Genomic DNA, 11,143 nt, shown 5'->3' with positions numbered 1-11,143 from the left:
TCTTTACCGGTTAGTGTGCTGATATGGCTCAGTCGGTAGAGCGCATCCTTGGTAAGGATGAGGTCCCCAGTTCGATTCTGGGTATCAGCACCATTAAATATTAAAGCCTCCCAATCGGGAGGCTTTTTTGTTTCTGCTTTTTCAATTCATCGATATCTGTCTGGCATCGAGATAGAAACGGGGCTGTCCCGACGCTTCTATCTGGATGGCAGCCACCAGTCGTTCATCGCGCTTGTATTCCCACTGCTTCTCTATCGAGGTCAACGGTGGCTTGCTGATGTCCAGCGTCTGCAGATACTCGTGAAACAAGCCTGCGCTGCCGATCTCGGTCAATCCTGCTTTCATCCCAATCAACTCCCTTTTATTGTTGCTGTCTATCAATAGTAACAGTCTCATATGTATTCAATATGAACGCTTTTCTATCAAATTGATCCAAGCTAAGTTGTGGCTTGAAAAAGCAATTGGCGGCTGAAAAAAGGAAGAAAAACATGCTGATAAAGAACCTGCGCCTGGCCGGCAGGGAGGGGTCCTGGCAGATCCTCTGCCAGGATGGCCTGATCCGTGCCATCGAGCCCATGAGCACTCATCTGCTCTCCACCCATGAGCTGGATGGGGAGGAGGGGCTCGCCATTGCCCCCTTTATCGAACCGCACATCCATCTCGATACCACCCAGACGGCGGGCGAGCCGAGCTGGAACCTCTCCGGCACCCTGTTCGAGGGGATCGAACGCTGGGCCGAGCGCAAGGCAATGCTCACCCACGAGGATGTGAAACGGCGCGCCATCCAGACGCTGAAGTGGCAGATCGCCAACGGTATCCAGTTCGTTCGCACCCACGTCGATGTCTCCGATCCCAATCTGGTCGCTCTCAAGGCGATGCTGGAAGTGCGGGAAGAGATGAAGGAGTGGGTGGAGCTGCAGATCGTCGCCTTCCCGCAGGAGGGGATCCTCTCCTACCCGAACGGCAAGGCGTTGCTGGAAGAAGCCCTCAAGCTGGGTGCCGACGTGATCGGTGCCATCCCCCATTTTGAGTTTACCCGGGAATACGGGGTCGAAAGTCTGCACTATGTGTTCGATCTTGCCGAGAAGTATCAGGTTCTGGTGGATGTGCACTGTGACGAGATCGATGACGAGCAGTCCCGCTTCATCGAGACGCTGGCGACCCTGGCCTACGAGCGCGGCATGGGTCAGCAGGTGACCGCCAGCCACACCACCGCCATGCACTCCTACAACGGGGCCTATGCGTCGCGCCTGTTCCGGCTGTTGAAGCTGGCGGACCTCAACTTCGTCGCCAATCCGCTGGTGAATATCCACCTGCAGGGGCGGTTCGACAGTTATCCCAAGCGTCGCGGCATCACCCGGGTGAAGGAGATGCTGGCGGCGAACATCAACGTTTGCTTCGGTCACGACGACGTGTTCGACCCCTGGTATCCCATGGGGACGGCCAACATGCTGCAGGTGCTGCACATGGGGCTGCATGTCTGTCAGGTCATGGGGTACGAAGAGATCAACGACAGTCTCAAGCTGATCGGCAGTCACAGCGCCCGCACCCTGAACGTGCAGGATCGCTACGGCATCGAGCTGGGCAAGCCGGCCAATCTGCTGATCCTGCCTGCCGAAAACGGCTTCGATGCGGTGCGCCGGCAAGTGCCGGTGCGCTACTCCATTCGCCATGGCAAACTGATTGCCGAGACCAGGCCGGCCCGGACCACGCTGCACCTGGCACAGAGCGAGCCGGTCGATTTTCGCCGTTGAGCCGAGGGCGTCGATTAATTGCCCTGCTGTCCCCCCGGGTCGACATTTTGCATAATGTCGGCCTGATACTGTGGAGTCTGCTTCCATGCAAACCTGGTTATTTGTTGCTGCCGGCGGGGCCATCGGTGCCTGCCTGCGTTTTGGCATCGCCGAGCTGATGGCGCTGCTGCTGGGGCGCCACTTCCCCTACGGCACCCTGATGGTCAATCTGATCGGCTCCTTCATCATGGGGGTAGCCTACGCCCTCATCCTGCACGGCCACATAGCCGAACACCCGATGAAGCCGCTGTTGATGGTGGGGATCCTCGGTGCCCTCACCACCTTCTCCTCTTTTGCGCTGGATACGGTAGCGCTGGCCCAGCATGGTGCTTATCTCAAGGCGCTGCTCAACATCGGCCTCAACCTGTTTCTCTGTCTGGCCATGGTGGTGCTGGGGATGCAGTTGGTCGCCAGCCGGGTTTAAGGTGTCCGCACGCCATTGGCTCTGGTAAACTGGCGGCCATTCTTTGCTCTATGGGTGTTTAAGGGATGTCAGAACAGACTACGACAACGCATTTTGGCTTTAAAACCGTGGCCGCGACCGAGAAGGAAACCCTGGTCGCCGGCGTCTTCCATTCGGTGGCAGCCAAGTATGATCTGATGAACGATCTGATGTCGTTCGGCATCCACCGCCTGTGGAAGCGCTTCACCATCGACTGCTCCGGTGTGCGCAAGGGTCAGAAGGTGCTGGATCTGGCCGGTGGTACCGGCGATCTGACCGCCAAGTTCTCCCGCATCGTCGGTGAAACCGGTCAGGTGGTACTGGCCGACATCAACGACTCCATGCTCAAGGTGGGTCGCGACAAGCTGCGCAACCTGGGGGTGGCCAATAACGTCTCCTACGTTCAGGCCAACGCCGAGGCGCTCCCCTTCCCGGACAACCATTTCGACGTCATCACCATCGGCTTCGGCCTGCGCAACGTTACCGACAAGGATAAGGCGCTCGCCTCCATGTTCCGGGTACTGAAGCCGGGCGGCCGTCTGCTGGTGCTGGAGTTCTCCAAGCCGGTGAGCGAAGTGATCGCCAAGCTCTATGACCTCTACTCCTTCAAATTGCTGCCGAAAATGGGCGAAATCGTCGCGAACGATAGCGAAAGTTACAAATATCTGGCGGAATCCATCCGCATGCACCCGGATCAGCAGACCCTGGCCGGCATGATGGAAAATGTCGGTTTCGAGCAGGTGGAGTTCTACAACCTGACCCAGGGCGTGGTCGCCCTGCACCGTGGTTACAAGTTTTAAGGTCGCCTATGCCGATGGATGCCATGGTCACCGCGGTGATCGAAACCAGTCTCAACCGGCTGCTGGAACTGGACAAGCAGAGCCCCGAGCGGCTGCGCAAGCTGGCGGGCAAGGTACTCAAACTGGAGCTGCGCGAGCTCAAGCCGCTCTGGTTTGTCTTCTCCGGGCGCCGGCTGGATGTGCTGGCCAAGTTTGAAGGGGAGGCCGATGCGGTGCTGAGCCTCTCCCTGACTGCCCTCGGCCTGCTCAAGGATCCCTCCTCTCTGACGCGTTACATCCGCGAGGAGAAGCTGGATCTGAGCGGCGACCCCCAGCTGGTGCAGGCGTTCAGCGTGCTGCTGGGTGAGCTCGACATTGACTGGGAAGAGGAGCTGTCCCGCTACACCGGCGACGTGTTGGCCCACACCCTGCTGCGTGGTGCCCGTCAGGCGCGTCGCTTGCTGGGCCGTGAACTGTGCCGCAGCCAGCGTCAGCTGGCCGAGTATCTGACCGAAGAGATCCGGCTTGCGCCGGGTCCGCTGGAAGTGGCCAGCTTCAACGACGATGTCGAGTTGCTGGCGCAACAGATGAAAGCGGTCGAGCTGCGGCTGGCCCGCTTCGAACAGCGGGTAGCCTGATGACACCGAAGGAGTTCAAGCGCCTCTATCGCATCATCAGCATCCTGCTGGAGCAGGGCATCGACGAGCTGGTGCCCGCCCGTTATCAGCCCTGGCCCGGCCGGCTGGCCCGCCGCAGCCTGTTCTGGCTCAAGAACAAACACCAGGAGCTGAGCCGTGGTGCCCGTATCCGGCTCGCCTTCGAGGCGCTCGGCCCCATCTTCATCAAGTTCGGCCAGATGCTCTCGACCCGGCGCGATCTGCTGCCTCCGGATATCGCCGAAGAGCTGGCTTTGCTGCAGGACAGGGTGCCCCCCTTCTGCGGTCAGGCCGCCCGTCGCCAGATCGAGGCGAGCCTGGGCTGCACCATCGAGACCCTGTTCGACGACTTCGACGAGACGCCGCTGGCGTCCGCCTCCATCGCCCAGGTGCACACCGCTCGACTGAAGGAAAACGGCCGCGAGATCGTCATCAAGGTGATCCGCCCCGATATCGAACCGGTCATCGAGGCCGACCTGCGGCTGATGCAGGCGCTGGCCCGTCTGGTGGCCCGTTTCGTGCCCCAGAGTGGACGACTGCGCCCCATCGAGGTGGTGGAGGAGTATCGCAAGACCATCCTCGACGAGCTCAACCTGATGCGGGAGGCGGCCAACGCCATCCAGCTGCGCCGCAACTTCACCGGCTCAGAGGCGCTCTACGTGCCCGAGGTGTTCACCGAGCACTGCCGCGAACAGGTGCTGGTGATGGAGCGGATCTACGGCATTCCGGTCTCCGACATCGCGGCGCTGGAGGCCAACGGCACCAACATGAAGCTGCTGGCCGAGCGCGGGGTGGAGGTGTTCTTCACCCAGGTGTTCCGTGACAGCTTCTTCCACGCCGACATGCACCCGGGCAACATCTTCGTCTCCTATGAGCACCCCGAGAATCCGCTCTGGATCGGCATCGACTGCGGCATCGTCGGCACCCTCAACCGGGAAGACAAGCGCTACCTGGCGGAGAACTTCCTCGCCTTCTTCAACCGCGACTACCGCCGGGTGGCCGAGCTGCACGTAGAGTCCGGCTGGGTTCCGATCGATACCAAGGTGGATGAGTTCGAGTTCGCCATCCGCACCGTGCTCGAGCCCATCTTCGAGAAGCCGCTGTCCGAGATCTCGTTCGGCCACGTGTTGCTCAACCTGTTCAACACCGCGCGTCGCTTCAACATGCAGGTGCAGCCGCAGCTGGTGCTGCTGCAGAAAACCCTGCTCTATGTGGAAGGGCTGGGTCGCCAGCTCTATCCCCAGCTGGATCTGTGGCAGACTGCCAAACCCTATCTGGAAAACTGGATGTACCAGCAGGTGGGGCCCAAGGCGGTGTGGACCGCCATCAAGGAGAAGGCGCCATTCTGGGCGGAGAAGCTGCCGGAACTGCCGGAGCTGGTCTACGAGACCCTGCGCCAGACTCGCCATCAACAGCACCATTTCGACCAGATGTTCGCCGAGTTCCGCCGTCACAGTCGTCGGCAGGGTCAGGCTCGCTACCTCTTAGGGGTTGGAGCCAGCCTGCTATTGGCCGGTGTATTCTTGCTGACCCAAAAACAACACATTGAGTGGGGACAAATCAGCCTCGCCGGCGCCGGGTTATGCTGGCTGCTGGGTTGGTTGCGGACCCGTTCTCATTAAATAAACCGCGCCAGCGGGCGCCTGTCCTGGAGATAAAAATCATGGGTGGTATCAGTATTTGGCAATTGTTGATCATCGCAGTCATCGTCGTGCTGCTGTTTGGTACCAAGAAGCTGCGTGGCATCGGTGGTGATCTGGGCGCCGCGGTCAAGGGTTTCAAGAAGGCGCTCTCTGACGAGCCGAGCGATGCCAAGTCCGAGCAGAAGGATGCCGAGTTTCCGCCGAAGCAGCTGAACGAAGCGGCCGGCCAGCCTAGCGATGCCGCCAAGCAGAAAGATAAAGATCAGGCCTAAGCCATGTTCGATATCGGTTTCTGGGAGCTGGTTGTCATTGGTGTCGTCGCCCTGGTGGTGCTCGGCCCCGAGCGGCTGCCCGTGGCGATCCGTACCGCCAGCCACTGGATCAGACTGATCCGCAGCACTGCCAACTCGGTCAAGGCCGAGCTGGAGCAGGAGCTCAAGTTGCAGGATCTGCACAACGACCTGAAGAAGGCCGAACAGCTGCAGATGAACAACCTGAGCCCCGAGCTGCAGGAGTCTATCGAGCAGCTGAAAGCGGCCGCACAATCGGTGACCCGTCCATACGAACAGCAAAACACCATCCATCCTGCACCGGCATCGGCCGAGGTGAAGGAGGAATCTGTGCCACCAGCCGCCGCGGTGGCCGCGCCGGAACAGACTGCGATCGTGGATGAGCGCCCCGGTGCCCAGCCACGTACCGAACAAGGGGAGGTGAAGCAGCCATGAGTCAGGCCGAACAACCCCTGATCAGCCACCTGGTGGAGCTGAGAACGCGCCTGCTGCGTTCCATCACCGCCATCCTGCTGGTGTTCATCGCGCTGATCTACTTCTCCAACAACATCTACGACTTCGTGGCCCAGCCGCTGCTCAGCCAGCTGCCGGAAGGGACCAGCATGATAGCGACGGACGTGGCGACGCCCTTCCTGACGCCCATCAAGCTGACCCTGGTGGTCTCCTTCTTCGTGGCGATCCCCTATCTGCTCTACCAGGCCTGGGCCTTCATCGCCCCCGGTCTGTACCAGCATGAACGGCGCCTCATCATGCCGCTGGTCGCCTCCAGTGCCGTGCTGTTCTACGCCGGCATGGCGTTTGCCTACTACGTGGTGTTCCCGCTGGTGTTCGGTTTCTTCACCAGCACCGCGCCCGCCGGGGTAACGGTGGCGACCGACATCGCCAGCTATCTGGACTTCGTGCTGACCCTGTTCTTCGCGTTCGGGGTGGCGTTCGAAATTCCGGTAGCCACCATACTGCTGTGCTGGACCGGGGTGACCACCCCCAAGAGCCTGAAGGAGAAACGTCCCTACGTCGTCGTCGGGGTGTTCGTGGTCGGCATGCTGTTGACGCCGCCGGATGTCTTTTCCCAGACCCTGCTCGCGATCCCCATGTGGGCTTTGTGGGAGATAGGTCTGTTCTTCGCCCGCTTCTACGTGAAGAAAGAGGACGAGGAGCAACAGGAATCAACGGAAGAGGGGAGCTGAGGCTCCCTTCCTCTTTTCATGCTCCCGTTCGAGGCGTATGGTAAGGCCCCATCGAGTAGATGGTTTTCAAATACCTGATATGTCTTCCTTTTGTTCGGACCCGCTGACCCCATGATCGACATAGGTGTAAACCTGACCAGCAGCCAGTTTGCCGATGAACAGGCCGATCTGGTGGCCCGCGCCCGCGCCGCCGGGGTGGAGGCGCTGATCCTGACCGGCACCGATCTGGTCGGCAGTCGCGAGAGCGCCACCCTGGCCGCCCGCTGGCCTGGCTACTGTTTCTCCACCGCCGGGGTCCATCCCCACGACGCCAAGAGTGTCGATGAGGCGACCCTGCCCGCCCTGCGCGAGCTGGCAGCGCTGCCACAGGTGGTGGCCATCGGCGAGTGCGGTCTCGACTACAACCGCGACTTCTCGCCCCGTCCGGTGCAGGACGCGGTGTTCGACGCCCAGCTGGCGCTGGCCGCCGAGCTCGGGATGCCGGTGTTTCTCCATTGCCGCGATGCCCACGCCCGTTTCATCGAGATCCTGCGCCCCTGGCTGCCCAAACTGCCGGGGGCCGTGCTGCACTGCTTCACCGGCTCCGATGAGGAGCTGGACGAGTGTCTGGCGCTGGGGCTGCATATCGGGGTGACCGGCTGGCTCTGTGACGAGCGTCGCGGTCAGTTGCTGCGTGAACAGGTGGCCCGCATTCCGGCTGGCCGGCTGATGATAGAGACGGACGCCCCCTACCTGGTGCCGCGGGATCTGAAGCCCAGACCCAAACGCAACGAACCCGCTTTTTTGCCGCACATCGCCCAGGTGGTGGCGGCCTGCCGTGGTGAAGCGCCCGAGGCCTTGCTGGCCCATACCCGGGCCACCTCCGCCGCGTTTTTCCAACTTCCTCTTTTGGAGTGACTCATGGCTACAACTCTTCCAGGCGCCTTTCCGGGCCGCCGCCTGCGCCGGGTGCGCAAACATGATTTCAGCCGTCGTCTGGTACGCGAGAACGTACTGACCGCCAATGATCTCATCTACCCCGTGTTCGTGCTGGAGGGGGAAAACCGCCGTGAGGCCGTCCCCTCCATGCCTGGGGTGGAGCGTCTCTCCATCGATCTGTTGCTGGAGGAGGCTGCCGAACTGGTGGCACTTGGCGTGCCGGCCATCGCCCTGTTCCCGGTCACCCCGCTGGAGCAGAAGAGCCTGCTGGCGGAAGAGGCCTACAACCCGGACGGGCTGGCCCAGCGCACAGTGCGTGCCTTGAAGGCCCGCTTCCCGGAGCTGGGGGTCATCACCGACGTGGCGCTCGACCCGTTTACCACCCACGGTCAGGATGGCATCATCGATGATGAAGGCTATGTGCTGAACGACATCACCACCGAAATCCTGGTGAAACAGGCGCTCTCCCACGCTGCCGCCGGGGTCGATATCGTGGCGCCGTCCGACATGATGGATGGCCGTATCGGTGCCATTCGCGCGGCGCTGGAAGAGAACGGCTTCATCAACACCCAGATCATGGCCTACTCCGCCAAGTACGCTTCCTGCTACTACGGCCCGTTCCGCGACGCGGTCGGCTCGGCCGGCAACCTCGGCAAGAACAACAAGGCCACCTATCAGATGGATCCGGCCAACAGCAACGAAGCCCTGCACGAGGTGGCGCTGGATATCCAGGAAGGGGCCGACAGCGTGATGGTCAAGCCGGGCATGCCCTATCTGGACGTGATCCGCCAGGTGAAGGATCAGTTCGGCGTGCCGACCTTTGCCTACCAGGTGAGCGGCGAGTACGCCATGCACATGGCGGCGATCCAGAACGGCTGGCTGAAGGAGAAGGAGAGCATCATGGAGTCCCTGCTCTGCTTCAAGCGGGCCGGGGCCGACGGCATCCTCACCTACTTCGCCAAGCGCGTGGCGCAGTGGCTGAAGGAAGATGCCCGGGCCTGATGGCTGGACACCTTCAGTCAGTGCACTGCAGACAATGCCGGCCCTGGGGCCGGCATTGTCGTTTCTGGGAGGCTATCTGGTCGTTTTGTACGCAGCTTTTGACCAAATGTGGGCCGCGGCCCTCGCTCTCGATGGCAAAGGCTTGATTAATGGGGTTTCTGCCTACATCTTAGGTAGTCCAAGCAAGCTTCTGGACGGCAGGGGCTGTAGAGAATTTAGAGGTATTGCCGGATGACTAACCCTTTGCTGACAATGGACTCGCTGCCCCCGTTCAGCCAGATCCAGCCCGACCAGGTACAGCCTGCCGTGACGCAGGCTATTGCCGATTGCAAACAGAAGATCAGCGATGTGCTGGCCCAGCGCGAGCCCCATACCTGGGACAGCCTGATCGCCCCGCTGGAAGAGGTAAATGACCGTCTGTCCCGGATCTGGTCGCCGGTCAGCCACCTCAACTCCGTGCTCAACAGCGAGGCGCTGCGCGAGGCCCACGACGCCTGCCTGCCGCTGCTGTCCGAATTCCAGACCTATGTCGGTCAGCACGAAGGGCTCTATCAAGCCTACCTGGCCCTCTCCGAGAGCGACGATTTCCCCCTGCTGAGCGCCGCCCAGCGCAAGGAGATCCAGAATACCCTGCGCGATTTTCGCCTGTCCGGCATCGGCCTGCCCGCCGAGGCACAGCAGCGCTACGGCGAGATCCAGGCCCGCCTCTCCGAGCTGGCCTCCCGTTTCAGCAACAACGTGCTGGACGCGACCCAGGGTTGGAGCAAGCTGGTGACCGACGAGGCCGAGCTGGCCGGGCTGCCTGCGAGTGCACAGGCAGCCGCTCGCCAGCTGGCCGAGCTGAAGGGCAAGGAAGGGTGGCTGTTCACTCTGGACATCCCCTCCTACCTGCCGGTGATGATGTATGCCGACAACCGCGCCCTGCGCGCCGAGCTGTACGAGGCCTTCACCACCCGCGCCTCCGACCAGGGCCCCAATGCCGGCAAGTGGGACAACTCCGCCATCATGACCGAGCTGCTCACCCTGCGCCGCGAGCTGGCCCAGCTGCTCGGCTTTGCCAACTACGCCGAGCTCTCCCTTGCCACCAAGATGGCGGACAAGCCGGAGCAGGTGGTGAACTTCCTCACCGATCTGGCGCGCCGCTCCCTGTCGCAGGGCAAGGCCGAGCTCGAAGAGATCCGCGCCTTCGCCAGCGAACAGCACGGCCAGAGCGAGCTGGCGGCCTGGGATATCCCCTATTACGCCGAGAAGCTCAAGCAGCACAAGTTCTCCATCTCCGACGAGCAGCTGCGCCCCTACTTCCCCGCCAGCAAGGTGGTGAAAGGGCTGTTCGAGGTGGTCAAGCGGGTGTTCGGCATGAAGGTGCGCGAGCGCCTCGGCATCGACACCTGGCACCCGGACGTGCGCTTCTACGACATCTTCGATGCCGAGGATGAGCTGCGCGGCAGCTTCTACCTCGACCTCTATGCCCGCGAGCACAAGCAGGGCGGTGCCTGGATGGATGTCTGCCTGGGTCGTCGCTACCGTCAGGACGGTTCGCTGCAAAAGCCGGTGGCCTACCTGACCTGCAACTTCAACGGCCCGGTGGATGGCAAACCGGCCTTGTTTACCCACAACGAAGTGGTCACCCTGTTCCACGAATTCGGCCACGGCATCCACCACATGCTGACCCGGATCGACGTGGCCGGCGTGGCCGGCATCAACGGCGTGGCCTGGGACGCGGTGGAGCTGCCGAGCCAGTTCCTCGAGAACTGGTGCTGGGAGTCCGAGGCACTGGCCTTCATCTCCGGCCATCACGAGACCGGCGAGCCGCTGCCTGCGGATCTGCTGGAGAAGATGCTGACCGCCCGCAACTTCCAGGCGGCCATGCAGATGCTGCGTCAGCTGGAGTTCGCCCTGTTCGACTTCCGTCTCCATCAGGAGTTTGACCCGGCCAATGCGGATCAGATCCCGGCGCTGCTGGACGAGGTGCGTCGCGAGGTGGCGGTGATGACGCCGCCGGCCTTCAACCGCTTCCAGCACAGCTTCTCCCACATCTTCGCCGGCGGTTATGCGGCGGGCTACTACAGCTACAAGTGGGCGGAAGTGCTCTCCGCCGACGCCTTCTCCCGCTTCGAGGAGGAGGGGATCTTCAACCCAGTGACCGGCCACTCCTTCCTGAAGAACATCCTGGAGAAGGGTGGTTCCAAGGAGCCGATGGAGCTGTTCCGCGCCTTCCGTGGTCGTGAGCCTCAGGTGGATGCCTTGCTGCGCCACAGCGGGATTGCCGCATGAGGCTGCAGGCCCCGCCAGGCGTGAGCTTCAAGCAGGTACACCTCTGCCACAGAGTGCGATCACCGCGTGATTTTTGAGATAAAAAGGGACCTTTTGGTCCCTTTTCTCAAGGCATTTTAATATCTTGCGGATAGCATGTTTGCACTGTTCCCGCCTCTT

12 protein-coding genes and 1 tRNA gene are annotated in these 11,143 nt (G+C 61.7%); 12 read left to right on the top strand and 1 reads right to left on the bottom strand.

Annotated features, from left to right (window positions below; genetic code table 11):
• Nucleotides 1-17 precede the first annotated feature (17 nt).
• A tRNA-Thr gene (locus AB5Y98_RS17630) sits at nucleotides 18-93 on the top strand.
• Nucleotides 94-141: 48 nt separating this feature from the next.
• On the opposite strand, the gene AB5Y98_RS17625 is transcribed toward AB5Y98_RS17630, so the two are convergent.
• Nucleotides 142-396 carry a hypothetical protein gene (locus AB5Y98_RS17625; RefSeq protein ID WP_368232369.1) on the bottom strand — a complete coding sequence of 85 codons (255 nt, stop codon included), beginning with the start codon at nucleotides 394-396 and terminating at the stop codon, nucleotides 142-144.
• Between the two features lie 92 nt (nucleotides 397-488).
• Between AB5Y98_RS17625 and AB5Y98_RS17620 the strand changes: the two genes are divergently transcribed.
• The 11 genes from AB5Y98_RS17620 to prlC all read left to right on the top strand — a co-directional run bounded on the left by AB5Y98_RS17620 (nucleotide 489) and on the right by prlC (nucleotide 10,984).
• The gene (locus tag AB5Y98_RS17620) at nucleotides 489-1,754 is read left to right on the top strand and encodes a cytosine deaminase (RefSeq protein ID WP_368232368.1); all 1,266 of its coding nucleotides are present in this window, start codon (nucleotides 489-491) and stop codon (nucleotides 1,752-1,754) included.
• 85 nt (nucleotides 1,755-1,839) lie between these two features.
• The gene (crcB, locus tag AB5Y98_RS17615) at nucleotides 1,840-2,217 is read left to right on the top strand and encodes a fluoride efflux transporter CrcB (protein WP_005307266.1); all 378 of its coding nucleotides are present in this window, start codon (nucleotides 1,840-1,842) and stop codon (nucleotides 2,215-2,217) included.
• 65 nt (nucleotides 2,218-2,282) lie between these two features.
• Nucleotides 2,283-3,035, top strand: a complete 753-nt coding sequence (ubiE, locus tag AB5Y98_RS17610; protein WP_010635575.1) for a bifunctional demethylmenaquinone methyltransferase/2-methoxy-6-polyprenyl-1,4-benzoquinol methylase UbiE — start codon at nucleotides 2,283-2,285, stop codon at nucleotides 3,033-3,035.
• Between the two features lie 8 nt (nucleotides 3,036-3,043).
• A complete protein-coding gene (locus AB5Y98_RS17605; protein ID WP_005307271.1) occupies nucleotides 3,044-3,652 on the top strand; it encodes an SCP2 domain-containing protein in 609 nt (202 codons plus the stop codon).
• Nucleotides 3,652-5,292 carry a ubiquinone biosynthesis regulatory protein kinase UbiB gene (gene ubiB, locus AB5Y98_RS17600; protein WP_368232366.1) on the top strand — a complete coding sequence of 547 codons (1,641 nt, stop codon included), beginning with the start codon at nucleotides 3,652-3,654 and terminating at the stop codon, nucleotides 5,290-5,292. Before AB5Y98_RS17605 ends, ubiB begins: the two co-directional genes overlap by 1 nt.
• A 41-nt stretch (nucleotides 5,293-5,333) precedes the next feature.
• Nucleotides 5,334-5,585, top strand: a complete 252-nt coding sequence (gene tatA, locus AB5Y98_RS17595; protein ID WP_005307275.1) for a Sec-independent protein translocase subunit TatA — start codon at nucleotides 5,334-5,336, stop codon at nucleotides 5,583-5,585.
• A gap of 3 nt (nucleotides 5,586-5,588) precedes the next feature.
• A complete protein-coding gene (gene tatB, locus AB5Y98_RS17590) occupies nucleotides 5,589-6,038 on the top strand; it encodes a Sec-independent protein translocase protein TatB (RefSeq protein WP_139726404.1) in 450 nt (149 codons plus the stop codon).
• Complete coding sequence (tatC, locus tag AB5Y98_RS17585) at nucleotides 6,035-6,790, top strand: twin-arginine translocase subunit TatC (RefSeq protein ID WP_005307280.1); 756 nt, start codon at nucleotides 6,035-6,037, stop codon at nucleotides 6,788-6,790. The genes tatB and tatC overlap by 4 nt, the downstream gene beginning before the upstream one ends.
• 111 nt (nucleotides 6,791-6,901) lie before the next feature.
• Complete coding sequence (locus AB5Y98_RS17580) at nucleotides 6,902-7,687, top strand: TatD family hydrolase (RefSeq protein WP_208201471.1); 786 nt, start codon at nucleotides 6,902-6,904, stop codon at nucleotides 7,685-7,687.
• Nucleotides 7,688-7,690: 3 nt separating this feature from the next.
• Nucleotides 7,691-8,710 carry a porphobilinogen synthase gene (gene hemB, locus AB5Y98_RS17575; RefSeq protein WP_201893072.1) on the top strand — a complete coding sequence of 340 codons (1,020 nt, stop codon included), beginning with the start codon at nucleotides 7,691-7,693 and terminating at the stop codon, nucleotides 8,708-8,710.
• Nucleotides 8,711-8,941: 231 nt separating this feature from the next.
• Nucleotides 8,942-10,984 (top strand): oligopeptidase A, encoded by a 2,043-nt coding sequence (prlC, locus tag AB5Y98_RS17570; protein ID WP_010635571.1) that lies wholly within the window; start codon nucleotides 8,942-8,944, stop codon nucleotides 10,982-10,984.
• Nucleotides 10,985-11,143 lie beyond the last annotated feature (159 nt).

Origin of the sequence: Aeromonas sp. s3 (assembly GCF_040907805.1) — a bacterium.
Classification (GTDB): domain Bacteria; phylum Pseudomonadota; class Gammaproteobacteria; order Enterobacterales; family Aeromonadaceae; genus Aeromonas; species Aeromonas dhakensis.
This window is presented reverse-complemented; position numbering and strand designations above follow the sequence as displayed.

What these genes read in the sequence shown, in the direction of transcription:
- prlC (WP_010635571.1), top strand. Translation starts at nt 8,942, where the DNA reads ATGACTAACCCTTTGCTGACAATGGACTCGCTGCCCCCGTTCAGCCAG.
- AB5Y98_RS17625 (WP_368232369.1), bottom strand. Translation starts at nt 396, where the DNA reads ATGAGACTGTTACTATTGATAGACAGCAACAATAAAAGGGAGTTGATT.
- AB5Y98_RS17605 (WP_005307271.1), top strand. Translation starts at nt 3,044, where the DNA reads ATGCCGATGGATGCCATGGTCACCGCGGTGATCGAAACCAGTCTCAAC.
- tatC (WP_005307280.1), top strand. Translation starts at nt 6,035, where the DNA reads ATGAGTCAGGCCGAACAACCCCTGATCAGCCACCTGGTGGAGCTGAGA.
- AB5Y98_RS17580 (WP_208201471.1), top strand. Translation starts at nt 6,902, where the DNA reads ATGATCGACATAGGTGTAAACCTGACCAGCAGCCAGTTTGCCGATGAA.
- hemB (WP_201893072.1), top strand. Translation starts at nt 7,691, where the DNA reads ATGGCTACAACTCTTCCAGGCGCCTTTCCGGGCCGCCGCCTGCGCCGG.
- tatA (WP_005307275.1), top strand. Translation starts at nt 5,334, where the DNA reads ATGGGTGGTATCAGTATTTGGCAATTGTTGATCATCGCAGTCATCGTC.
- tatB (WP_139726404.1), top strand. Translation starts at nt 5,589, where the DNA reads ATGTTCGATATCGGTTTCTGGGAGCTGGTTGTCATTGGTGTCGTCGCC.
- ubiB (WP_368232366.1), top strand. Translation starts at nt 3,652, where the DNA reads ATGACACCGAAGGAGTTCAAGCGCCTCTATCGCATCATCAGCATCCTG.
- ubiE (WP_010635575.1), top strand. Translation starts at nt 2,283, where the DNA reads ATGTCAGAACAGACTACGACAACGCATTTTGGCTTTAAAACCGTGGCC.
- AB5Y98_RS17620 (WP_368232368.1), top strand. Translation starts at nt 489, where the DNA reads ATGCTGATAAAGAACCTGCGCCTGGCCGGCAGGGAGGGGTCCTGGCAG.
- crcB (WP_005307266.1), top strand. Translation starts at nt 1,840, where the DNA reads ATGCAAACCTGGTTATTTGTTGCTGCCGGCGGGGCCATCGGTGCCTGC.